The 26,380-nt window shown below is 38.2% G+C and carries 17 protein-coding genes; 13 read left to right on the forward strand and 4 right to left on the reverse strand.

What is annotated here, in order from left to right; all coding sequences use genetic code 11:
• Window positions 1-254 precede the first annotated feature (254 nt).
• From NFR61_RS05000 to NFR61_RS05010, 3 genes are all read left to right on the forward strand, one after another.
• Window positions 255-548, forward strand: coding sequence for a nucleotidyltransferase family protein (locus NFR61_RS05000; protein ID WP_251621292.1), 294 nt, complete (start codon window positions 255-257; stop codon window positions 546-548).
• Window positions 541-921: a HepT-like ribonuclease domain-containing protein gene (locus NFR61_RS05005; protein WP_251621242.1), complete on the forward strand. Its 381-nt coding sequence runs from the start codon at window positions 541-543 to the stop codon at window positions 919-921. Before NFR61_RS05000 ends, NFR61_RS05005 begins: the two co-directional genes overlap by 8 nt.
• A 112-nt stretch (window positions 922-1,033) precedes the next feature.
• Window positions 1,034-1,429 (forward strand): A1S_2505 family phage non-structural protein, encoded by a 396-nt coding sequence (locus NFR61_RS05010; RefSeq protein ID WP_251621243.1) that lies wholly within the window; start codon window positions 1,034-1,036, stop codon window positions 1,427-1,429.
• Between the two features lie 320 nt (window positions 1,430-1,749).
• Here NFR61_RS05010 and dusB read toward each other — a convergent pair whose 3' ends face one another.
• A complete protein-coding gene (gene dusB / locus NFR61_RS05015) occupies window positions 1,750-2,742 on the reverse strand; it encodes a tRNA dihydrouridine synthase DusB (RefSeq protein WP_251621244.1) in 993 nt (330 codons plus the stop codon).
• A gap of 57 nt (window positions 2,743-2,799) precedes the next feature.
• Between dusB and NFR61_RS05020 the strand changes: the two genes are divergently transcribed.
• Window positions 2,800-3,309, forward strand: a complete 510-nt coding sequence (locus NFR61_RS05020; protein ID WP_251621245.1) for a hypothetical protein — start codon at window positions 2,800-2,802, stop codon at window positions 3,307-3,309.
• Here NFR61_RS05020 and NFR61_RS05025 read toward each other — a convergent pair.
• Window positions 3,306-4,373 (reverse strand): chorismate mutase, encoded by a 1,068-nt coding sequence (locus NFR61_RS05025; RefSeq protein ID WP_420910104.1) that lies wholly within the window; start codon window positions 4,371-4,373, stop codon window positions 3,306-3,308. The genes NFR61_RS05020 and NFR61_RS05025 overlap by 4 nt on opposite strands.
• 131 nt (window positions 4,374-4,504) lie before the next feature.
• Here NFR61_RS05025 and polA point away from each other — a divergent pair, with 131 nt between their 5' ends.
• A complete protein-coding gene (gene polA / locus NFR61_RS05030) occupies window positions 4,505-7,198 on the forward strand; it encodes a DNA polymerase I (protein ID WP_251621246.1) in 2,694 nt (897 codons plus the stop codon).
• 58 nt (window positions 7,199-7,256) lie between these two features.
• Here polA and NFR61_RS05035 read toward each other — a convergent pair whose 3' ends face one another.
• Window positions 7,257-15,509, reverse strand: coding sequence for a PKD domain-containing protein (locus tag NFR61_RS05035; protein WP_251621249.1), 8,253 nt, complete (start codon window positions 15,507-15,509; stop codon window positions 7,257-7,259).
• Between the two features lie 132 nt (window positions 15,510-15,641).
• On the opposite strand from NFR61_RS05035, the gene NFR61_RS05040 reads away from it, so the two are divergent.
• The 8 genes from NFR61_RS05040 (at window position 15,642) to NFR61_RS05070 (ending at window position 24,504) form a co-directional block, all read left to right on the forward strand.
• Window positions 15,642-16,706, forward strand: a complete 1,065-nt coding sequence (locus NFR61_RS05040; RefSeq protein WP_277613056.1) for a PorP/SprF family type IX secretion system membrane protein — start codon at window positions 15,642-15,644, stop codon at window positions 16,704-16,706.
• Window positions 16,672-17,394 (forward strand): DUF4271 domain-containing protein, encoded by a 723-nt coding sequence (locus NFR61_RS11230; protein ID WP_420910101.1) that lies wholly within the window; start codon window positions 16,672-16,674, stop codon window positions 17,392-17,394. The genes NFR61_RS05040 and NFR61_RS11230 overlap by 35 nt, the downstream gene beginning before the upstream one ends.
• Before the next feature lie 34 nt (window positions 17,395-17,428).
• The gene (locus NFR61_RS05045) at window positions 17,429-18,190 is read left to right on the forward strand and encodes a uroporphyrinogen-III synthase (protein WP_251621253.1); all 762 of its coding nucleotides are present in this window, start codon (window positions 17,429-17,431) and stop codon (window positions 18,188-18,190) included.
• Between the two features lie 23 nt (window positions 18,191-18,213).
• Window positions 18,214-18,618: a ribonuclease P protein component gene (gene rnpA / locus NFR61_RS05050; protein WP_251621254.1), complete on the forward strand. Its 405-nt coding sequence runs from the start codon at window positions 18,214-18,216 to the stop codon at window positions 18,616-18,618.
• Entirely contained in the window at window positions 18,608-18,862 is a 255-nt protein-coding gene (gene yidD / locus NFR61_RS05055) for a membrane protein insertion efficiency factor YidD (protein ID WP_251621303.1), read from the forward strand. Before rnpA ends, yidD begins: the two co-directional genes overlap by 11 nt.
• Window positions 18,863-19,008: 146 nt before the next feature.
• Window positions 19,009-20,661 carry a S41 family peptidase gene (locus NFR61_RS05060; protein ID WP_251621257.1) on the forward strand — a complete coding sequence of 551 codons (1,653 nt, stop codon included), beginning with the start codon at window positions 19,009-19,011 and terminating at the stop codon, window positions 20,659-20,661.
• A gap of 90 nt (window positions 20,662-20,751) precedes the next feature.
• Window positions 20,752-22,701: a DUF3857 domain-containing transglutaminase family protein gene (locus NFR61_RS05065; RefSeq protein WP_251621259.1), complete on the forward strand. Its 1,950-nt coding sequence runs from the start codon at window positions 20,752-20,754 to the stop codon at window positions 22,699-22,701.
• Window positions 22,702-22,722: 21 nt separating this feature from the next.
• Complete coding sequence (locus NFR61_RS05070) at window positions 22,723-24,504, forward strand: DUF3857 domain-containing protein (protein ID WP_251621261.1); 1,782 nt, start codon at window positions 22,723-22,725, stop codon at window positions 24,502-24,504.
• A gap of 33 nt (window positions 24,505-24,537) precedes the next feature.
• On the opposite strand, the gene uvrC is transcribed toward NFR61_RS05070, so the two are convergent.
• Window positions 24,538-26,367: an excinuclease ABC subunit UvrC gene (uvrC, locus tag NFR61_RS05075; protein ID WP_251621263.1), complete on the reverse strand. Its 1,830-nt coding sequence runs from the start codon at window positions 26,365-26,367 to the stop codon at window positions 24,538-24,540.
• Window positions 26,368-26,380: the final 13 nt, after the last annotated feature.

Below are 26,380 nucleotides of genomic sequence, written 5' to 3' on the forward strand. Positions count from 1 at the left end.
GCAACCTTCCATAAAACTCTGGGGAAAGTCAGGGGTTCGACTATGGTTGCTCTATCCTTCAGCTATGGTTTAACTAACGCAGGATAGTGCAACCTTACCTGAAGTACAGCTAAATATCAGCTAAAGGGAGGAGTTTCTACGGAGCTTATAGGGCGATACTACGGAGCTAATATCTCCCCCTGCTGAATTTATTTCAAAATTCTCCATTATTTTCACGATGAAAATCTTATATTTGTAATAATAATACAAGTATGATGAAAACACTTGCAGATTACATTCCCCTATTACGAGGCTATATGCGGGAGAATGCTCCCAAATATGGGATTTCCCGTATGGGAATATTCGGCTCTGTAGCAAGGGGTGAACAAACAGATGCAAGCGATCTTGATATATACATCGAAGGAGAACTGCACGGCTTTTTTGCTCTGTCAGGTATAAAACAAGAATTGGAAAGTTTATTAGACTGTCCTGTCGATCTTGTTCGATTACGTCATTCTATGGACTCATTTTTACGAGACCGTATTTTAAAAGATGGAGTCTATGTCTGATACGTTAATGGCTTTTCATACTCTAAAATTGATTTGTAATTCATTAGAACAAATTCTTAAAAGATGTTCGGATATCCACAACGTCAATGATTTCCTGCTAACAGAAAGCGGCACTATGAAACTCGATAGTATTTGTATGAAACTAACAGCTATCGGAGAATGCATCAAGAATTTAGATAAAATCACAGATAAAAAATTATTGGTAGATTATCCGGAAATACCCTGGAAAAACATCATGGGTATTCGTGATATTATTGTTCATCACTATTTCGATATTGATGCTGATGAAATTTTCAGGATTTGCAAAAAAGACATTCCACAATTACTCCAAGTCATTCGAAAAATGATTAATGATTTACATTACGCAAATTAGTGGATAAATAAAAAAGACCAGTTTTCAAATCCAACACGAAATGCTCAAGTGGTTTCATAGAAATAATAACAAATGCCGTAGTAATCCTACCGAAAAAGAATACATATACCCAATGAATCATATCGAAAGAGTTACCCCAGAATATATCAGAAAATTAGCTGACTCCGAAGTTTTTGTTTTTGGGAGTAATCTGGCAGGTCATCACGACGGCGGTGCCGCCAGAATAGCCTGTGAAGAGTTCGGCGCGGTATACGGCCAAGGGGTCGGATTGCAAGGACAGAGTTATGCTATTCCGACGATGCAGGGCGGTATCGAGACCATAAAACCTTATGTGGATGAATTTATCGAATTTGCCCGCTTACATCCGGATTTGAAATTTCTTGTAACCAAAATAGGCTGTGGTATTGCCGGCTTTTCCGTATCGGAAATCGCCCCCCTGTTCCAAAAATGCACGGAGATTGAAAACGTTTATTTGCCCGTTGAGTTTTGGGAGCAATTTAAACGATAAACAATTATTCTCCATAAAATACTTTGGTCACATTAAAAAAGTATGTAACTTTGTCATACTCATCTGTAATCAGAAAGAGTTTCGGGGCTCGGTTTATTTAGACATAAATCGAGCCCTGCTTTCACAAAATCTCTGTCAATTTTGTTTTTAATTTTTTTCTATCTGTTTTACTCCATATGTCCGATTCAAATAATAAGCAGTCAATAAATAATATGCTTTATTATTAGTGCGAATCTGCGGCTCAAAGACTATCACATATTTGCGAGTTCTGTTATAAACATAGGTCCTTACAATATCCATACGTTAATAAGGCATTTCCCTTAATCCTCCATCGTTGATTCCCCGTATTTCTCCCGAATTTCGTCGAAGACTTGCCAGAGAGTGCGGAGGTCGGGAGCTTGGAGCATGCGGATGCGGAGGTCGCGGAAGTGCGGCAGGCCTTTGAACATGGCTGCCATGTGGCGGCGCATGTGGAGTAGTCCGCGTATTTCGTCTATCCACTCGACAGAGAGGAGAATTTGTTCTTTGATGATGTCGATTTGCTCGGCGACAGAGAGGTCGGGCAACAGTTCACCCGTTTCAAAATAGTGTTTGATTTGCCGGAATATCCAAGGTTTGCCAATCGTCGCCCTGCCTATCATGACACCATCCACGCCGTATTTGTCAAAGGCTTCTTTGGCTTTCTCCGGAGAGGTGATGTCACCGTTTCCGAGTATCGGTATTTTTATCCGCGGGTTGTTTTTCACCCGGGCAATGGGTTCCCAGTCCGCTTCACCGGTGTACATCTGCGAGCGGGTACGGCCGTGTATCGCTAAAGCCCGGATGCCGACGTCCTGGAGCCGTTCGGCAATGTCTTCGATGATGATGTTTTCGCAATCCCAGCCGAGGCGGGTTTTGGCCGTTACTGGAATCTTGACGGCATTCACGATTTGCCGGGTCATTTCCACCATTAACGGCACATCTTTCAGCATCCCGGCTCCCGCCCCTTTTTGCGCTACCCGCTTGACGGGACAGCCGAAATTGATGTCGATGAAATCGGGCTGCACCTCTTCGACGATCTTCGCCGCCTCGACCATCGAGTCGATATACCGCCCGTAAATCTGAATGGTAACGGGACGTTCCGTTTCGTCTATAGTCAGTTTTTTCAGCGACTTATTCACCGAGCGCACCAGCGCATCCGCCGAAACAAATTCGGAATACAGCCAGTCCGCCCCGTATTTCTTGCAAAATTTGCGGAACGGTGGATTGGTGACATCTTCCATCGGTGCCAAAATCAGCGGCCTGTCTCCCATTTGTTTTCCGGCGATTTCCATAAATCAAGATAATTCCATAAGTTTGTTACAAAAATAGTAATAAAGGTTTTTCCGGATATGTTTATTCTAAAACTTCTTCTGATTTTTTCGCTATTTATACCGGACGGGAATGAGCTGTGGAAAAGAACAGAGACCGAGGAACATATTTCCTTTCTGTTCCCCAATGCGGTACAATCCCTTACTCAAGAAACGAACGGCATCCGCTCCCGCATTTATCAAACCAAAGACCTTACCTGTGTCTTTGGTGTCGTCTGTTCCGATTTTTCCAACAGTCCCCTCCCAATTACCGACGAGACGGCACCCATCATTTACGAACAGATGAGACAGGCGTCCGTAGGCATGGAAACCGCTATACTGAAAGATGAAAAAACAGTCCCCTATGACAATATGCTTATCAAGGAAATTGAGTATTCTATTCTTAAAGATAATTATGAGATGACTTATTTCAAACGATTTATCTTCAGAGACAATATGGTCTACCAATTATCTGTCGGAGGCAGAAGTCGCCATCGTGAATATATACTAAAAGCGAGGGAAATATTTTTCAATTCCATCCAGTTCCATTAATTCATGATACGGGTCTGCACATCGATGGAGGCCTGATGTATGGCTCTGAATATTTTTTGCAGGAATTCGTTGTCCAGTCCGCATTTTTCTCCTTTCTCAAACACGTTTTTCAAGATTTCTTCCCAGCGTTCGGTTTGAAGAATTGTGATGCTGTTCTGTTTTTTGTAATGTCCTATTTTTTCGGCAATTTTCATCCGGTCCGCCAAGATGCTCACTAATTCATCATCGAGTTGGTCAATGCGGTTCCGCAATTCTTCTATACTTTCTCGGTATGCCGAATTTTCCGATTCGACGTTCCGAATGACCAGCCCTTTCAAAAGTTCTTTTAATGCTACGGGTGTAAGCTGTTGCGCCGCATCGCTCAAGGCTGTTTCGGGCGAAATATGCGATTCAATCATCAATCCGTCAAATCCCAAATCCATTGCTTGTTGCGAAATTTCCCGGAGATATTCCCGCTTGCCCGCGATGTGGCTCGGATCACACAGGAGAAGCATTTCTTTAAAACGCCGTTTCAGCTCTATCGGTATCTGCCATTGCGGCATGTTTCTATATTTAATCTCCGTATAGGAAGAAAATCCCCGATGAACCGCCCCTATTTTTTTCACGCCCGCCATATTCAAACGCTCCAAAGCCCCCATCCATAAATCGAAATCCGGATTTACGGGATTTTTCACTAAAACGGGAACATCCGTTCCTTTCAGCGCATCCGTTATTTCCTGTACGGCAAAAGGGTTGGCCGTTGTCCGGGCGCCAATCCACAATATATCGATTCCAGCCCGCAAGGCTTCATGCACATGTTTTTCATTCGCCACTTCCGTCGCTACTTTCATGCCTAATTCCTGTTGCACTCTTTGCATCCACGCCAATCCTTTGGCACCGACGCCTTCAAAGCAATTTGGACGCGTGCGGGGTTTCCAGATTCCCGCGCGTAAAACCGTCACACCTTCCTGTTTCAATGCTTTCGCCGTTTCAAAAAGTTGCCGTTCGCTTTCCGCACTGCAAGGCCCTGCTATCAGCAACGGTTTTTCCATTCCGGAGAAAATTCCCCATTCGTCCGCTTTAATCGTATTCCATTCCACGCTTGTCTTGTTTTAGAGTTAAAAGGAATAAATAAAAATAGAAACATTTTCCTCAATCACCAAAAACGGCAGGTAATTTTTCTACCTTTGCCAACAAGAATTCTAATATTATTCCCATGACAGATACGCCCAAAACCGTTTTTCTCCTCGATGCGTATGCTTTGATTTATCGCTCGTATTACGCTTTTATCAATAATCCCCGCATTACGACAACAGGTATAAACACATCCGCCACGTTTGGTTTTTGTAATTTTCTGCTGGAGTTGCTGCAATTGGAAAAACCGACGCATATCGGCGTTGTGTTCGATCCGGACGGTCCTACTTTCCGTCATGAAATGTATGAACCTTATAAGGCGCAACGCCCCAAGATGCCGGAGGATTTAAAGAACTCCATCCCTTACATTAAAAAGATTATCGGCGGATTAGGCATTACGTGTATCGACGTCCCCGGTTTTGAAGCCGACGACGTCATCGGAACCCTGGCCAAGAAAGCGGAGAAAGAGGGTTTTACCGTTTATATGATTACTCCCGATAAGGACTATGCGCAAATAGTAAGTGAGAATATATTTATGTATAAGCCGGGACGTTCCGGCAATAAGTCGGAGGTCTGGGGTATTCCGGAAGTGTTGGACCATTTCGGCATAGAACGGGTTTCGCAGGTAATAGATATTCTCGGCCTGATGGGCGATACCGCCGACAATGTGCCGGGTTGCTCCGGCATAGGCCCCAAAAGTGCCGCTGCGCTGGTATACAAGTACGGTGACATTGACGGTATTTACGCCCATATTGACGAGTTGAAAGGAAAACAAAAGGAGAATCTGCTGAATTGCCAGCCAACGGTACATTTATCCCGAACTCTGGTGACGATTAATACAGAAGTCCCTACGTCTCTTACTCCCGATGATTTGGAGAAAAAACATATTGATACGCCCACTCTTGAGCCTATTTTCAAGGAACTGGAGTTGTTTTCCCTGTCCAAACGGCTGTTTGACACCGACGCAGAAGAGGAGCCGAAAACAGAAAAGTTAGCGGATGTCAAAGTTAAATACGTCAATCGGACAAAAGACCCTGCGAGCATTTTAAAGAAACTTGAACAGGCCGATGAGTTTGTCGTGCATTCTGTGTTTACTTCGGGTACAATTTACAATTCTTTTCCCACCCATCTCTGTTTTTCGACAGCGCCTCATCAGGTGGATTATATCACGTTGTCCGGCGATTCCCGGCAAGTTCTTGCCGTTTTGGAACTATTCCGACCTATTTGGGAAAATCCGGCCAAATGCCTGATTTCCGCCCATGTGAAAGATGACCTCATTTGGTTGAAAAGAGCCGGCATTCAGGTTTTAAATTCTATTTTCGATGTAAAAATCGCACATTACGTCCTTCATCCCGATTTATCGCATGATGTCTCACGCATTGCGCTGCAATATCTGAATTACCAGTTAAGCGAGCCGCAAAAAGAGAGCAAACAACTGACTTTGGCATTTGACGAGACACAGGAAGAAGACCAGGATTTTGCAGAGAAAGCGGATGTACTTTTCCAATTGAAAGAGAAGCTTTTCAATGCGCTTTCCGAGACGGGCCTGCTTTCCCTTTTCAATACGATAGAGATGCCGCTGGTGTTTGTTCTGGCAAATATGGAATATGAAGGGGTGAGTATCGATACGAAGGAATTACAGTCCATCGCGACCGATTTAAAAGCTGAAATTGCCCGGATAGAAAAGGAAATTTACGAAATTGCCGGCCATTCGTTCAATATCAGTTCGCCCAAACAATTGGGAGATGTCCTTTTCGGAGAGTTGAATATCGGCGGAGGTAATAAGAAAACGAAGACAGGGCAATTGAGTACTTCCGAACAGGTGTTGGCGAAACTGGAAGGGGAACACCCCATTGTCGGAAAAATTTTACATTACCGGGGACTTAAGAAGTTACTCAGCACCTATGCCGAAGCGCTTCCGACTTATATAGACCCGCTTACGGGTAAAATACATACCCATTTTAATCAAGCGGAAGCGGCAACGGGAAGATTGAGCAGCCTCAATCCAAATTTGCAAAACATACCTATTCGCACCGAAGAGGGACGTAAAATCAGAAAAGCATTTGTTACAGGAAATCCGGATTATATCTTTTTTTCTGCCGATTATTCGCAAGTGGAATTACGCCTTATGGCGCATTTAAGCCAAACACAAGAGTTAATCGATGCTTTTAACCACGGTATCGATATTCACACGGCTACCGCTTCCAAGATTTACCATGTTCCCCTTGAAGAGGTGACCGAGGAAATGAGACGCCGAGCCAAAACCGCCAATTTCGGCATTATTTACGGCATTTCAGCCTGGGGTTTGTCGGAACGATTACAAATTAGCCGGAAGGAAGGAAAAGAGCTTATAGACGGTTATTTTGAGCTTTATCCGGGTGTTAAGAAATATATGGAAGAGGCGGTCGAAAAAGCCCGTAAAAAAGAGTACGTCGAAACCATTATGGGAAGAAGACGTTATCTGCGCGATATTAATTCCCGCAATGCCGTTATCCGGGGTATGGCGGAACGCAATGCCATTAATGCTCCGATTCAAGGCTCTGCCGCCGATATTATCAAGATGGCGATGGTTTGTATCAATGAACAAATTCATCAAAGAGGATTGAAGTCAAGGATGCTCATTCAAGTGCATGACGAACTGGATTTTAAATGTTACCGTCCGGAGCAGGAAGAACTGCAAGAACTGGTGGTAAACTGCATGGAGCACGTAGTAGATTTATCCGTACCGCTGACAGTAAGTGTCGGCTTCGGAGAGAATTGGGAAGAGGCTCACTAATACGAATAAACCCGGCTGATTATCATCAGCCGGGTTTATTTTGCCTCTCAACTTTTATTTATCGAATCAACATCACAGTTCCTTCCATTGCTTTCCTTTCATTCTGCCAAACCGAACCGTCGATAAAGATTGCTTTCACTTTCCAGATATAGTTTCCAGCCGGAGCATCGGCTCCGTTGAATTTTCCGTCCCAATATTCGGCAGGCTGCCCGTTCTTTAATGCGGTAGAACTCCATACACAAGTTCCGCCCCACGGCTCATATACCTGTATCCGATAAGAATACAATCCTATACCTTTGGGCTGGAAACGGGCAGAACCCATGTAAGAGTTTCCTTCACCCAATTCTTCATCCGGCAAAGCCGGAGCAAATGCAGAAGGTATATAAAGCCCTTTCACGGCATCGATAGAGACTGTTCTGACGATACTATCCACACAACCGTATGTTGTCGTTGCTTTTAACCATACTTCATACAAACCGTTGTTTGCAAAACGATGGGTCGGGTTTTTGGCCGCAGTCATTTCCGTACTGTCACCGAAGTTCCAATTATAATACAATTCCGTACCCCAATTATCAGGGCTGACAGTCGAATAGTTGGTGAATTCGACACCTCCGTTATCCACATCCGGCAATGTCAAGGTGTCCGGATAGCCTTCTATGATTCCGCTATTCTTTTTCCATTCAAAATCCGCCACCGGCAACGGATAAACAGTGACGTGCATTGTGTCGGTGTCGTAGCATCCGTCTTTGTTTTCGACCCGTAAGGTTACCGTCTTATCTCCTACTCGGTCATAAATATATTCAAATGCCGTATCTACACTTACACCCTCGTCACCCATGTTCCATTCGGCTTTAGCCATATTTTCCGTGCGACTTGCAAAATAGACCGGATTGTCCAGACAAATGTATTTCATGTCTTTAAAGATACGGGCTTCTATTGCTTCGGAAGCGACTATTTCTTTAACGAAGTTTTGCTTACATCCCGTTTGCAAATCCGTAGCAAGTAATCTCAAACTGATTGTTCCCGCTACGTTTTCAAAATGCAAAGGAAGAGGTTCCGGTGCGACAATAATACTTTCCTCTCCCCCGGTACCAATCTGTTTAAACCATTCAAAACGGCAACGCTCCAAATCCTCACTCGTGTTATTGATATGCACTTCAAAAGCACCGTCTTTTTCTGTACAGAACAAGGAATCATTTGTTACAAAACTTATTCGCGGCGTATGTAATACGGTTATCTTATGATGAGCCGTATCGATACAACCGGCATCGGATATCAATGTCAATTCCACGTCATAAGTTCCTTCCGTCTGGAATACCACTTTTTCTTTTTGTTCCGAAGATTTTACTCCGTTTTTAAAATCCCACAGGATTTGCGTTTTTAATAAATTACTTCCATCTACCGCCTGAAATTCCACTGTATGCGCTTCACATCCCGTACTTTGACTCCCTGGTACTAAACTGATATCTGCTTTCGGAGTTTCGTTTATTGTCAATGGTAAATTCTCCACCTCTTCACATCCTTCTGCTTTGGCAGACAAAGTAACTCCATATTCTCCCGCATCCTTAAAAGGATAATTTATCTCCAATGAATCCCGAAGTGATTTTAATACCCTTCCCGTACTTTTTCTCTGAATAGTCCATCTCAAATCGGTAAATTCCGGTCCGCCTTTCTGTACAAACTTCATGGTTACCTGCTGGCCGGAACAATAAGGAGCAGATAACATTTCAAAATGCAAACTATCATTTCCCCTTACGGTAATTTCCGTTCTGCTTGTATCTTCGTTACAACGGTCTTTCACGCTTAACGTGACAATGTATTTACCCGGAGCGGAATAGTTATAAAATGCGGTATCCTTTCCGGATTGCTGCCAAGCTCCATTGGCTTCAAATTGCCATCTCCACTCTACGGTTTCTTTATCAAAACCGTATGAAGCATTCCACACTTTCAATGAATCATCAAATCCGAAACAAGGAGATTCATGACCTGCCACGATCCCAATTTCCGCACCTAATTCCATCGGCAATACCTTTAAATAATTGGTATCCGCTACTGTAAAACAGGTATTTTTAACCTGTAACCGGATGGTGTCTTCTATCGGCTCCGGATTCGGATTTTCAAAACGGTGGGACAATAAATTGATATTCCCTTTAAACGGTATCGAGTCTTTGTTATTCGGATCCGGATTGTACCACTTATCACCCCAAATTACATATCCCGCATCATTCCGTCCTTTTATATCCAATCTTATTTTACGGTATATTTCATGACAGCCACTTTGTTCCGGCAAGATATCAAACGAGGCATCCAAACGGGAAACAAACCGGATATCCATTTCTTTGGTTACGCCTTCAGGTGCAGCCGCATTTATCAATTTCAATACAACGTGATATGTCGCATCCTGATAACCGACGTTATATGCCACAGTTTGCGAGGTAGTCAAATCCGTACGAGTATCTTGTTCAAACCCGGCACCTTTCCCCCAATCCCACCATACGGTGGCACCGTTCAAACTTCCCGCCAATGTAAATTCCGCCGTATTTCCGCAAGAATCAACTTTAACACTAAAATCGGGTTCCGGAGCCTGTACGACTTCAACTGTTCCGGATTTTGTATCCGAACAACCTGCATTTGTTGTTACAGTTAAAGTTATTCCCACAGATGCCGGAACATTAAACGGAATGGTCAAATCTTTCGTCGTATAAGGTGCCTGTACTCCCTCTACTTTCCAAGACCACGCATCACTTGTTGTAAATAATTCCGCCGGTGTTGATGTGTTGTGTATGGTAACAGTCGTCCCAACAGCAACTTGCCCGACATCCTCAAAATCTGCCGTAGGTTTCGGATTAACGGTAACAGGTATCGTCGTATCCCGCACGCATTGGTCTGTAGTTCCGGTATAAGAATACGTTTGTTGCAGATAAACATCCACCTGGCCGGAAGCATCAAAGGTATGCTTAATGGTTGCCACAGAATAAGATTTATTTTCCACTTCCCATTGATAAGCTGCCGTTTCCCCCATTTCTTTTGCTTCCAGTTCTATTTCCCCTTTCTGACAAACAGGCTTTGTTTTAACATCAAACTCCGGTCGAGGAGCTTTGCGAACCAAAATAGAGATGTTTTTCTCCTCATCAACACATCCAGGTACCCCTTTTGCGGTAATCTGCAAAGAGTCCGAGCCATTTTGTTCTCCCGGCACGTACAACGAATCCGCCACAATTGTTCCCCAATTTTTTACAGTCCATAGAACTGACGCCGCATTTTTTATCGTCACGCCTGATTTTCTTACCAAATCCAACGTATCCCCCTGGCACATGGCTGCTTCCGGCGATGTTCCCGGTAAGATTATTTCCGGTTGCCCGCTCAATGCTATTTTTATCGTATCGTACGTCGGCGATTTATCGCAAGGCGTCTTAGGCCAAAGGGCTGCCACTAAATGGAAAGTATCGACCGTTATATCAGCTGCTGTTAATTTATATGAAAACCACTCGTCACCAGACTTGCTCTTTCCTAATTGCACGGTTTCTCCTTTTCTGTACCACGTAATGGAATCTGCCTCATTCCATGAATTTCCCGCAACAAATTTAATCTCCACATCCAAGTCATTTCCTTCTTTTTTACAAACAGGCTTATCTGTCAAATCCAACCATGGTCTCTTCGTAACCTCTATATTGGCAAAAATAGATTCCTCATCACATCCCGGATAAGGTTTGGCATACAATTCTATCTGTCCGTTTATTCCCGATGTATCAGTATATACAGGCTTCAATCCTTTGTTTACAGAATCCAACGTACCAGTTTCGGTAACTAATTTCCAGTAGTAAGGTTTATCCAATGTCTTTGCATATTCTATTTCAAGATTTCCCTCTTCACAAATTTTATAATTATGCAATGCACTTTGATCCAATACATTGCCCATTTGGTATAAATAGATTTTTCGAACAACGGTATCCCAATTGGTACACCTTCCTTGGTCTACCGTAACCAAAACCGTATCGGTTTGTCCCGGCTGTTTCCGGAAATTATATATGTTATTTTCTAATTTAGAACCATTGAAGCGTACATAATCAATATAATAATCCTGATCATTCAACAAAACCCATTCCGATGCTCCCGGTTGCGATTTCCCCACAGTGATTTCTTTCGTCGAGGATTCCTTACACAATGTATCCCTATCTTTATTTAACCAAATTTTCGGTTCCTTATGTACGTTTATCGGTATCGTCCACGTGAGTGAAGAACCTACTAACTGCGCACTCAGTATTGTATCCTGACCTGTATAAGCAGTATATTTTTTATCCAACTTTAATTGAAGTTCTTCTATTTTAAGCCCTCCCTGCGTACCTGCCGTATACTCTTTGGAATTTTGCGATAGGGTACCATTCCCTCTTTCACTCCACTCTATTGTTGTAAATCTATCTTTTTTATCTTTCTCAAATGAAATCAATGAATCCAATCCATATACTTCTTCTGCACATAAATCCAGTACCTCATATTTGATGTTAGCTTGAGGATGTACCAAATCCATCATCGGCAAGGCACGAATTATACTATCCGCACATCCCGACAAGCCTTTCAACATAATATCTGCCGTAAACTTACTGTTTTCTTTTCCCCCTCTATCTAATGTTGACTTAATAAGACTATCACCTTCAATACTTGTCCATCCATCAGTTCTCGTCACTTTTAATCCACTGACATTTTGATATTGCAATGCTTTAATTTTATCAATCCTGATTTCCTGATTAATGGCAATCAAAGTATCTCCCGTTTGCAACGGAGTATAAGAAGGTGCCGGATTTATCCATAATAAAACCGTATCCGACTTTGATCCTGGGCCTGATATATATTCTCCAGTAACTTTAATTTTTACCGTATCTATCGGTAATATACCCGTCCCTACGTTATAAATTACTCCTGTTCCTTTTGCCGGATTCGGTGATAAACTTCCCCAATCTTTTCCTGAAACACTCGGATTAATAATTTCCCACACCAACGTCGTCGTATCTACAAACAATCCGGTCGTTCGTCCCGCTCCCCACAATTTATAATCTTCGGTGTTTGAACATATCGTATCCTGATGAGCATATATACTTAATTTGGGTAAATACACAATTAATGTATCAGATATCGGTTTGTCGCAAAGAGTTTTTCCCGTTAAAATAAATTGAATAGAATCTAATTTTTCATCATTCTCTCCCAATTGATATTTATTCTTATTCCCATCCGTCCAATTGCCATCATTATTCGTCCATCCAATAGACCACTCTAATGAATTTTTAATTATATCGTTCGTATCTATATAATTATCTTGTATAACAGAGAAACCACCATATATTTTGCCATCATTCAGCGTATCTTTCTTTAAAATTGTCAGGCGAGGTTTATTGATTTTTAAGGCTACGGTATCTCTTAAAAAACATGCATTTTCCTCTGGCACAAGCTTTTCATTCTGCCAAGAAGAGCTACCATCCCATCTTTTATAAATTAATCTCATTGTATCTGCCGAATGCTCAGTCAAAATCAACGGTGGTCTATTTTTTTCATCACCTCTAAGATATATTAAATTCTCATCAGTCCCTTTATCTTTATACACACACCACAAAATATTCGATGCATCCAAATCTCCTTCACGAACAAAACTTTTCAATTTAATTCTATTTAATGTATCAGGGACACATACTATTTCAAATAGATTAAATGCCACAGAAGGAAATTTATGAGGAATAAATACCACCGTATCACGCAAAAAACAATGAGTTGATTGCATCGTTTTTATATACAGCGTATCATTTCGCCCATCTTTCCGAAAAGAAAATTTTGGAAATTTATGTTCATCCAATCTCCCATTCCATATCCATTCTACCCTATCAAATAAAGTATCTCCCTTTTCTTCCGTAATATTAAATAAGACACGTGTGTCTATTTCGTCTATTGATGCACAATACTCTTGTTCATTTCCAAAAGTACTCATTATTCCATCCGGAACTCCTAATAATTGAATTTTTTGGCTTATCTCCTGTCTACATTGAGGATAATCCTTGTTTATAATATGAAAGTATTCTTCGCTTGCGTATTCGTTTTTATCATTTAAAGTCTTATATCTAATCAAACCGAATTCTTTATTTTCCGGTATTAATTCAAAAAATATCTGATCATCACCGTAAAAACTTTCCCCATTATTTAATTTAATACCTCCCGTTTTAAATGCCACCGAATCATAATAATTAGCAGGTACGTCTCCATGCAGAGTATATTTATAATCCATCTCCAAACAGAGAGTATCTACACTTCCATGTCCTGACATGGGAACAGAATCACGCCATATTTCCACTTTCGGCTGTACGGGAGTATAAAATCCAACAGAATCCGTTTTACTCGCACCACAAGCATTATAGGCTTTTACTAAAATGTAATTTAACGAATTACCCGTACTATCAAACGTAAATGATTTTTGGGGAATTTCTTCTTTATAAGTCAAAATGGTATCCCGTGTTCCTTTCTTGAAAAAGAAACGAACGGAGTCTATAACACAGTTATTTGAATCCATTTTTGATGATAAATCCGGAACATCAAATGTATAAATTCCACAATAGTATAAATCTTGTTTATCATTTAATAGAAATCCTTCATGCTCATGAATATGTTTAAAAAGTGAATCTTGAATCTCAGGAATATTTCTCACATGGAATTCAAATGTTTTTGTCCGTTCTTCCTCACAATTTTTTCCTTGACGTACCCATGTCACTTCATAATTCCCCGGTTTAGGAAAATGTAATGTAATGGTCGTCGAGTCACATCCTTGACGCTCCACTTTAGAAAAATTACCCGCACCTGCTCCGGTATTTAAAATATTTCCATTTCTGTAAATTTCAGTCTCAGCCAACTCCACACTTCTTTCTTCTTCCTCTTGAGTATCCATATTAACTATCTTTAACGAGTAATCAGGCGGGATATCATAATATTTTCTTCTGTTCCGATCGACCAATATCACAAAATCTTTCGCGTTCAAACAAAATACACTATCTCCTTGATAAGCCATGTTGGCATCCAGATTTTCATATACCCGAATGTACCGAAATCTATCGTCGTAATATTTTTCTGAATTATCTTTACGAATCAACGATGTCCATAATGTATCAGGATCATTTTCTGTACACTCATTGGAAAGTTCCCACCTAATCATATAAAAACCGGCTCTTCGGAATTCCAATATCGTATCATTCACATATTCAGGATTATCTGTCACGTCTTTCCATTCGACTCCTTCCGGATTTATTTTATTCTCCCAGACAGAATCGGATGTATAGTAATAGTTTACCTTGAAAAGCTCTCTATCAAATCTATTCGGAGAAGGTTTTCGCAAAATGTAGGTCTGGTATTTCTTTAACCATTTGTCATCAAATGCAAATTCCAGAGGACTACCAGGAGCACAAATATTAAAATACAGACTATCTGACAATGCTTCTAGCGTATCTGGAAAAGGAGAATACATCCCCTCTCTAAAGATCTGCCGCAAATTCGGTTTATCAAAAATACGAACAGATTCTATTTGATCACAATCTTTACTTAAAGAATCCTGTTCCCCTTTTGCATTTACATAGTCACATATCATTTTTACCGTAACCTCTGCACCTTTTATACCCGTTGCTTCCGTGAAAATCAACCAAATAGAGTCCTGTTTTCCTTCTTCCTTATTAGCCCAACAAGCATGCACCCAATTGTCTTCCAAATTAATTTCTGAAGGTTGTAATATATCTAACGTGCACTCCCCTTCACTTTCGGCATAAAGCATCGGAGCCTCCGTCTTCATATTAATCGCATATTTCGTCAACGGCGGATTTTCATTTTTTGTAAAACGAAGCAATAATGTATCAGCTCCGTATGTCAAACATCCATCCGATTTATCCTCCCCTACAGGTCCTATCACATACGAGAGATTCAAATCTGTATTCAATGCCCATGCATACAGTGTTTTTTGTAATACATCGTTTTCATAAAACTTCATTTCAATAGGGAAGCATCCTTCCTTATCATACTTATGAAGAACTTTTCCTGATGCATCAACTACTCCAGATGTCTCATCCCCCCATATTACTTCTATTTTATCATACGTACTCTGTAATTCGTTAAAATCCAGTGTAAGTTCGTATATATTCGAAGACGATGATACTTTATAATCTAAATTTACCAACGTTGTGGAATCCCGAAATGTATTATCAACCTTCACTGTTTTCTGAGCACTCAATACCCCTGTTGTTGTTAACAAAAACAAAATCCCGCTAATCCAATTTCGTAAAAATGTTTCCATATCTTCATTAAAATTTAACTAAGCACACTTATTCAAATTTAAAATGTCGTAAAAATATAGACTTTCGTCAAAAACTTGGTAATAATTCCTCTTTTTTTTTTATCATTGCAGCGGATTTAACGTACAATCATAATGCCTCTTATTTTAAAAAAAAGATTTTTAATTTTTTGTGGCATGTTATGTTGCCTACAAACAACTGTAGCCCAAGATTATAACTTTTCCCAATTTTGGGAGAACCGGACTTATTATAACCCAGCATTTTCCGGCATTAACGAAGGTGAATTGAATTCCATTCTCACATACAGAAAACTTTGGCCTAAGTTTAAAGAGAATTTTTCGACCATTTATTTTTCTTCTGACCTAAAAACTTATAATAATTATGGCTTCGGCCTTTATTTTATTAATAGTGACGAAGGCGGTGGTTTTATTAAATCTACAACATTAGGACTTTCTTATTCATGGCGAGGTTATTTCAGCAAAGAGAAAGGTACCTATTTCCAATTGGGCATAAAAGGAAGTTATAATAATGAAAAGTTGAATTTTAATAAATATATCTTTTCAGGCCAATTAGATCCTATCTACGGTCCCATTTATCAACATCCCGATTTGAGCGCTATCAAGCAGAAACAAAATTATTGGGATTTCAGTTTCGGGGCAATGGCATTTATCCCCTGGGAACGCAATTATACAGAGTTTATGCAAAATTACGTGGGATTTTCTCTAAATCATTTTACCCGTCCCAAAAATAATTTTCTGGAAGATACCCCAAAGATTCCAATGAAATTCAGCTTACAGTGGCATGGTTTTATCCGTACCTCTAAATACAGCCTGGATAAGAAAAGCTGGATGTATGTATCTCCCGGACTTTTATTTGAAAATACAGGCGACAAGTTATTGTCATCATCGTCCTTCAATAATGTCATGGTGGGAGCAGATCTAGTCAGCGACCCTATTTTCGGAGGAGTTTGGTATAGTTCACAGCTTTTGAATAATTCAGAAGAGAATTACAAGGTCCTGATTTTCAAACTCGGATTAAAACTGAATTCCGAAAGCAAAAAAATACAATACCGAATTACCTATACCTACGATATGTCTATGGGTAATCTTACCAAATCAACCGAAGGTTCTCATGAAATAAGCATAAATGTTGCATACCGATTCAATGCAAAATATAAATACAACATATTCTCCTTATAATCAGCAAGCGGAAGATTCTATTGTCACAATCCCCTTGAAAAGTTTTGCACCCAAAATTTTACTAAAAAAAACGGGGCCCCAAACCGGTTGCCTGATTTATTCGATTATTTTCCTAATAATTTTTGCCATAATCCGACTTCGAGGCAAAAATTTATTTTTTATGCTTTGGAATGTTATTCTAAAAAAGAAACGCTACGAATTAATTCTTAATGAAGGCATTACTCAAAATCTAATTTATTATTTTTTTGCACTTTCCCTTTCTTTTTCCGCATTGGCTATTTCATTAACTTATTTGGCAATTAATCATTTTGACTTTACGCGGATCTGTTATGTGCTATTATTCCTTTGGGGGTGGCATCTGTACTGTTTAAGTATTATTACTTTGTGCAGCTGGATTTTTAATTTACGTATTATCGGAGAAGAGGCTTCCATTAATTTATGGGTTTATCACATTTGCGGAGGATTACTGATTTCTCCATTCATACTCTCTGCTTTTTTTGTCAAAACGTTTGCCATTCCTTTGCTGATAAAAACAATTGTAAGTTGTTTAATATTGTTTTATCTCGTTAAATTATTCCGTTGGATAAAAATATTCTTGGCTTATAACATTCGAATATTCTATATGATTTTGTACCTTTGTGCCCTCGAAGTTATGCCTTTATCGGTGTTGTACCGAATATTGACATGACGGTGAAATGAATTAATTTTTAAAACCAGCAGCTTTGAAAATAAAAAAGGTACTTGTATCCCAACCGAAACCAACAACGGAAAAATCTCCTTATTTCGATTTAGCAGAAAAATATAATCTGAAATTGGAATTCAGATCTTTTATCAAGGTCGAAGGGGTTACTGCAAAAGAATTTCGGCAAGAGCGAATCAATATTTTAGAACACACTGCGGTTATTTTTACAAGTCGCACAGCTATTGACCATTTTTTCAGAATTTGCGGAGAAATGCGAATTACTGTACCAGATACTATGAAATATTTTTGTATTTCGGAAGCAACAGCTTTCTATCTTCAAAAATATATCGTATATCGGAAAAGAAAAATTTTCTATGGAGATAAGAAGGTCGATGACATGACAAAAATTCTGTTGAAACATAAAACTGAAAATTTTTTAGTGCCATTATCCGATATTCATAAAGAAAATATCCCCGGCTTACTGGATCAATTACATTTAAAATATACCAAAGCGATTCTTTATAAAACGGTCGCAAGTGATTTAAGTGATATTAAAAACCTAAAAGAATACGATATCTTAGCTTTTTATACCCCTTCCGGCATAAAATCACTATTCCAAAATTTCCCCGATTTTGTTCAAGAATCCACTATTATTGCCGCTTTCGGGAATGCAACTGCCGAAGCTGTAAATGCAGCGGGATTACGATTGGATATTCAGGCACCGACAGTAAAATGTCCTTCTATGACCATGGCGATAGAGGATTTTATCAAAAGATATAATAAAGAAAATAAAGCGAAATAAGCAATTCCCATAATCGTGTCCGAATGAATTCTTTATGTAAGGATGAGCGACTTGTAAATGAAATTTTATTTGAAGAATTGCTTCGTTCTGATTATAGTTTTGTTAGTTATCCGTTTCGAATTGTCGCCAAACGTTCTTCTTTATCGGGGAAATTTCCTGCTCGGATTGCTATTAGTGTCAGCAAAAAGAAATTTAAACATGCCGTTCTACGAAACCGTATGAAACGTTTGACAAGGGAATGTTTCCGTTGTAATAAAGAACTGCTTTATCAATCCGTATCTCCCGAAATAACGATTGATATATTGTTCATATATCTTGACCAGCAACTTATGACGTTCTCCAAAATAGAGAAAACAATGCAAGCCGCATTAGTAAAAATCGCTCAACATTTCAATCATCCGTCTCATTATGAAACAGATGCCAATTAATTATAGAAAACTTCATTTACGTTTCAAACGAATTCTTGTTTTTATATTTATATTACCTATCAAATTTTATCAATTTTGTATTTCTCCCGTCAAACCTTCTTGCTGTCGCTATACTCCTACCTGTTCCGAATATGCACTTCAAGCTATTCAAAAATACGGTCCTTTTAAGGGTGCATTACTTGCCATTAAAAGGATTATATCCTGTAATCCATGGGGAGGAAGTGGTTATGATCCTGTCCCATAACAGTTATTTAAAAAGACAAAAAGAAAAATATAATATTCTAAAACAACCGGATTACACCAACATTCGTTTTTTACTTTCACCGAAAAAACGTACTTTCGCTAAATTAAGTAATGATTATTGAATTTGAAACTTTATAATATCTTAATATGATGAGAAATACAAGAAAACTTTTTCTTCTGATTACCGGTGTTATTATCCTTGCCTGGGGTGCTCTTTCATTAAAAAGTGATGACCAGAATTTTGAAATCAGCAAACAACTGAATATCTATGCTTCTCTGTTCCGGGAAGCTAATTTATTTTATGTCGATGAAGTAAATCCCGGAGATTTAGTTACAACCAGCATTAAGGCCATGCTGAAATCTTTAGATCCTTATACCGTTTTTTATCCTGAAGCGGATATGGAGGATGTAAAACTCATGACGACCGGAGAATATGCCGGAATTGGCGCCGTTATCAGCAAAAAAGGAGACAATGTGATTATACGGGAACCCTACAAGGGATTCCCCGCAGATAAAGCCGGCTTACTCCCCGGAGATATTATTCTCGCCATTGACGGTAATTCCATTAAGGGCAAAAGCACTGATGATGTCAGCGAAATGCTAAAAGGACAACCCGGTAAAGAAATTACAGTCCGCATCCAACGTGAAGGGGAAAATAACAGTATTGACAAAAAAGCCGTCAGAGAGAAGATTCAGCTCCCCAGTGTCCCTTATTATGGAATGATGTCCAATAATGTAGGATATATATATTTAAATAGTTTTACAGACAAAGCAGCATCAGATGTGCGCAAAGCTGCTTTAAGTTTGAAAAACCAAGGGGCTACTTCTCTCATCCTTGATCTTAGAGGTAATTCAGGAGGTTTGCTAGATCAAGCTGTCGAAATATGCAATTTCTTCATTCCCAAAGACACGAAAGTCGTTGATACAAGAGGTAAAGTCAAGCAATGGGATAAAGAATATAAAACTACCCAAAATCCCATATTACCTGACATGCCATTGGTTGTTCTCATTGACAGAAGTTCAGCTTCTGCTTCCGAAATTGTATCAGGAACGCTACAAGATTACGATAGAGCCGTTCTAATCGGCGAACGTTCGTTTGGCAAGGGATTGGTTCAAACGATTAGAGATCTCCCTTATAATACAAAAATGAAGGTTACTACTGCCAAGTATTATATTCCTAGCGGACGTTGTATCCAGGCACTTGATTATACACACCGTAACTCTGACGGAAGTGTCGGGAAAGTTCCGGATTCTTTAATTACCGAATATACAACAAAATCGGGAAGAAAAGTATATGACGGAGGTGGTATTACGCCCGATATAAAAATAGAACCTGAAGAACTGGCTCGAATCACTCAAGAATTAATTTTACAGGATTTGTGTTTTGATTTTGTCAATTCTTATGCTTTAAAAAATCCACAAATTGCAGAAATTAAAGATTTCAATATAACCGATGAGCTCTACAATCAATTTAAAACATGGCTGAAAGAAAAAGATTTTACCTATGAAAACGAATCTCAACGCCTTTTAAATAATTTAGAAAAAACAGCCAAGGAGGAAAAATATTATGAACAGGTCAAATCTCAACTGGATGCATTAAAAAAGGATTTTGCTCACTCCATAGACAGAGATATGGATCTTTTTAAAAATCAAATCAGTTCTTTTTTAGCAGAGCAATTTATACAACGTTATTATTATGCAGAAGGAGTTATGGCCTATAAGGTTCTTCATGATAAAGAAGTCGCTAAAGCTATCGAAATCCTTTCTAATCAAGATGAATTTATGAACCTATTAAAATAATCTCCAATTAAAAAATTCAACCGGAAAACTGTGTTTATACACAATTTCCGGTTTTTTATTTATAAATGATTTTATATCTATATTCAACTTATGAAATACCACCTTCTTTTTTTAGTTATTGTCTGTTTTATTCATTGTCCTATATCTACATGGGGACAAATAAATGATTCGTTGCTTTTTTCGGAAAAATCTGCGAATTATAATGTTATTCACCTTTTGGACAGTACCTCTGTCGAAGTTAATGAAAATGGCGCAGGTACATTCCATATACACCGCATTACAAAAATATTAAAGACGGCAGGAGCTTTAAGTCATCGTGTCATTAAATTCGACTATGACCCTTTAACCGCTTTTGCAGAATTTAAATACGTCAAAATCAAACAAGCCAATGGCAAAACCCGATTTATCGCACCTAAAACAGCCTGTGATTATGTAGCTCCGGCAAGAGCTATTTATTGGGGAGCCCGGCAAATAATGATTGAACCGGGACGTCTTGAGCCAGGAGATACTATCGAATATGAGATTTCAAAAAAAGGATTCACGTATGCACTTCTAAATGCTTCGGAAGATGAAGAACGTTTTATTCCTCCCATGAAAGGACAGTTCTACGATATTATTCCTTTTTGGAATTCCGAACCTGTACTGAAAAAAGTATATCAAGTATCTTTACCTGCTGAAAAAACATTAAAATATCAATTTTATCAAGGCACATGTCATTTTTCAAAAGAATCCGAAGCTAACCGTCAAATCTATAAATTTACAGTAAATCATATCCTGCCTTTTGAAAAAGAGCCCAATATGCTTGACCTTTATGACGTCGCCCCTAAACTTATGATGTCAACCACCTCTGACTGGAAAGCGAAATCCCGCTGGTTTTATAATGTAAATGAGGATTATGGCAGTTTTAGCCCTACACCTGAAGCTCAAGCAAAAGTAGATCTCCTTCTTCAGGGAGCTAAAACAGAAATGGAAAAGATTTCAATTCTTACTCACTGGGTTGCAGATAATATGCGTTATTCAGGGATATCCATGGGTAAAGGTGAAGGCTATACTCTCCACAATACACAAATGAACTTTACCGACCGTTGTGGTGTCTGTAAAGACAAAGCCGCTCTTCTTATCTCCATGCTACGGATGGCCGGATTTGAAGCTTATCCCGCCATGACAATGGCCGGTTCCCGGGTTGAAGCTATTCCAGCAGACCATTTTAATCATAGTGTCGCTGTTGTAAAACTATCTGACGGGACTTATATGCCACTTGATCCTACCTGGGTTCCTTTCATTCGGGAATTATGGTCAAGCGCTGAACAACAACAGCATTATTTACCCGGCTTGCCAGAAGGTTCTGATTTATTAATCACCCCAATCTCTCCCGCTGAAAATCACTATGTGAAAATAAATGTAACTTCTTCCATAAACAAAAAAGGAGTTCTTCAAGGAACACTTATATTAGAAGCTGAAGGACAATCTGATGCCAATATCCGGCGAATATTTACGAATGGCTACCAACGAGATTGGGAAAATGCCATAGAAAAGGAATTATTGAATGTATCACCAAGAGCCCAATTAATTCAGGTGAATTATGGAAAAAATCCAAGAGATTATTTAGCAGGCCCTTTTCATATAAAAATAAAGTTTGTCATTCCTGATTATGCCATTACGGGGGAGAATATCATTTCATTTAAGCCTATATCTCTCAATAATTTATTCAATAACGTACGCTCTTTTCTCCGAATCAATACTTTTCTCAAAGAACGAAAATATGGATTTAAAGACGCCTGTTCTCGAATGTTACAAATTAATGAGACCATCCATCTACCTAAAGGCTATAAAATGAAACAGCCAGAACGAAAAGACCAAATAACAGGAAATGCGGCCGACTTTGAAGGAACCCTCTATCAAAAAGAAAATGTTATAAATCTTTATCATTCTCTTATTCTGAAAAAAAGAGTTTATGATGCTGATGATTGGATGAATTTCCGCAATGCAGTCAATGCACATAAATCTTATGGAGAAGATATTATATTAGAAAATAATTAACCTGGATAAAATTGTATTAAAATGACTATTTCAACAAAATATATTCTACTTATCGGAGTAACTTTATTGGCCAACTTTGCATTAGCAACCCCGGAAGCTACTTTTAAGAAAATCAAGAAAGAATTTACTATCCTGCCAGATAGTACAATTCAAATAAATTATTTCAAAGAATTGGAAATCAATTCTCTTATGGCTATAAATCGTTTATATGGAGAATCTTTTATTATCTATAATCCTGATTATCAGAAGTTACAAATAAATACTTCTTATACATTACTAGCTAATGGAGACACTATTTTTACACCAACGAATGCATTTAACGAAGTACTTCCAGCATTTGCGGCCAATGCTCCGGCATACAATCATTTAAAAGAAATGGTAATTACTCATACTGGCCTAGAACCCAACTCTCGTATTATGCTGGATTATACTATTTTATCTTCATATACACATTTGGATATTGACGAAATCCTCCAAGAAGAATGCCCCATAGAAGAGTATCAAATCATCATAAATATACCTGAAAATCAACAAATAAATTTCCAATTATTAAATTTATCCACTAAACCCCAAATAAATCAAACAATATATGGGAAACAATATGTATGGATTTTCAGAGATTTAGCACCAAAATCCCATGAAACTTTTCAAGTAAAAAATCAAAATGATATTCCTCATTTTATAGCTAATAACTATACATCAACGAAAGAACCTATTAATATACTAAAGGATAACTTTCATTTTATCAATGATAAAGAAATAGCTTTATTTACCAAAAAATTAATTCAGAATTGTGAAAATGATTTGGATAAAGTATTTACGATAAAAGATTTTATTACTCATCAAAACTCTACAACAAACATTCCTAGCGAATATTTAAATTGGAAAATCCGCACACCAAAAGAAGTTCTTGACAAAGCCTATGGTACTATATTCGAAAAAATAAATCTATTCATTTCAATGCTTCAATGCATTGGATTTAAAAGTTCTGTTGTTCTTATTTATCCTGAATTTGTCAAAAATAATATACCTGGACTCAAAACCATCAGACAAGCCGTAGTTTATACCCAATGTAACGGAATCCCTCTTTTCTTATCTGTTGACGGTAGTGAAATAACAGCACCCGAACTTCGTGGAGACCGAGACCAAATTTTTCTTTTATCAGAACAGGAAATAAATCCTTTAACTGTTCTTCCCGCTTCGGGTAATATATATGCTCAATTCAATATAAAAATAACTCCAGTTGAAACATTTTTAAGCGGAAATTTATCTCTTTCAGGGGGATTAATTCAACCTTTGCCAAACCAACTTTACCAAGAAAAAATTAAACATACTTTAAATCTTCCTGGAGATTCTCTGAAAATTCAATACAATCATATTACTCCATTTCAAAATAAATTATCTTTTAAAAGCCAATCCCAAAGTATTATAAATCAAAATTATATTTTCTACCATTTACCCGAAATCGGTATTGGAGTTAATTCATGGAAACTACTTCCTTTAAATTCCAAACGTCATTCTATGTTAGAAATTCCTTACGCTATTGAAGAGAATTACGAATATATTATCCAATTGGCCCCTGGTCTTAAATTACTAAATAGTCCCCAAAAAATATATGAAAAACACGACTGTGGAAGCCTCTATATTGATATAACACAAAAAGCAGACAAAATATTTATCCAACGTAAACTACATCTACCGAAAGCATTAATTACCCCTAAAACATACAAAAGTTTCCGTAAAATTCTTAATGCCTGGGACAATGAGCACAATAAAATACTCATAATCAACGCCATAGATTGAGACCTATTCCTAATCTGATAATTTATAACTATGCTATAAATTATCAGATTTCTCTTCTACTAAAGAATCATTAAAAAAATCATTTACAATTTTTGCCTTAGAAACCCCAATGGCAACGGCTAATTCTGTTAAATTAGCTTTACGAATATTTTCAACGGATTTAAAATGCCGTATAAGTTGCTCTTCCGTTTTCTTTCCTATCCCTTTTATATCATTTAAAATACTCTTCGTCAGTGGTTTTTCTCTCAATTGACGGTGAAAGGTAATCCCAAATCTATGAGCTTCATCTCGAATATGCATCAATGTCTTTAATGCCTGAGAATTTTTTGCTAAAAGATATGGGTCTTTATCTCCCGGATAATAAATTTCCTCCATACGTTTCGCTAATCCTATTATCGCAATTTTACCATGTAAATCAAGCTTCTTAAGACTATTCAATGCCGAATGCAATTGTCCCTTTCCTCCATCTATCACAATTAAATCAGGCAATTCTTTGCCTTCATCCAAAACTCTTTTATAACGTCGATATATAATTTCCTCCATAGAAGCAAAATCATCAGGTCCTTCTACGGTTTTTACATGAAATTTTCGATACTCTCTTTTAGCAGGTTTAGCATCAATAAATACAACACAAGACGCAACTGGATTAGTTCCCTGCGTATTAGAGTTATCAAAACACTCCATTCTATGAGGCAGGACTGGCAATTTCAATTCAGTTTTAATTGTTTTCAATACATTAAATCTCGAATCTTCTCCTCGTTTTAAACTCCTTTGACGATCTCTGTCCAATTTAAAATATGCAACATTCCTTTCTGATAATTCCAATAATTGTTTTTTATCTCCAATTTTAGGAATAACGTACTGTAAATCAGACAATTTTATATCTGGTTCGAATGGTACAATTATTTCTTTGGATTGACTATTCATTAATTGTCGAATTTCATAAATGGCAAATGCCAAAATCTCTTCCTTTTCTTCTTCTACTTTTTTTTCTATTTCTATCGTATGTACTTGATTAACAGACCCATGAATAATTCTAAGATAATTTACATACGCATATTTCTCATCCTCAAGATATGAAAATACATCTATATCATTCAAACTTGGGCTGACAATCATTGATTTTGACTGATATCTACGAAGTTCTTCTATGGCCATTTTTACTTCATTTGCCTTTTCAAACTCCAAATGAGCAGCCAATTCTTCCATTTTTCGATTCAAATGTCCTAATACAGAAATAATATTGCCCTTCAGAATATTTCGTATCTGTAAAATAAATTCATCGTATTCTTTATCCGAAATATTTCCAATACAAGGAGCCAAACAATTTCCGATGTGATACTCCAAACACACTTTAAATTTTCTCTCTGAAATTGCCTTGACATTCAAGGGTAAACGGCAAGTCCTCAACTTATACAAAGAACGTATTAAAGACATCAATGAATTGGCAAACTTTGCAGAGGTGTAAGGTCCAAAATAATCCGAACCATTGCGAACAAATTGTCTAGTCAAAAAAACTCGTGGAAAAGGTCCCTTCATAACACAAATCCACGGATAAGTTTTATCATCTTTTAATAAGATATTATACTTCGGCTTATATTTTTTTATTAAATTATTTTCGAGTAGTAATGCATCCTGTTCTGTATCAACGACAATATATTTTAAATCACATATTTTACGTACTAATACCAATGTCTTTGCAGTCTGATTCGTCTTATTCAAATAAGATAACACCCTATTTCTTAGTGATTTAGCCTTCCCGATGTAGATAATTTTACCTGATGAATCTAAATATTGATAAACTCCCGGCTTCATGGGTAATTTATGTATTTTCTCTTTTAAATCATCATCATATAACGCCATGTCAGCTTAAAAT

Origin of the sequence: Odoribacter lunatus, from assembly GCF_943193135.1 — a bacterium.
Lineage (GTDB): Bacteria > Bacteroidota > Bacteroidia > Bacteroidales > Marinifilaceae > Culturomica > Culturomica lunata.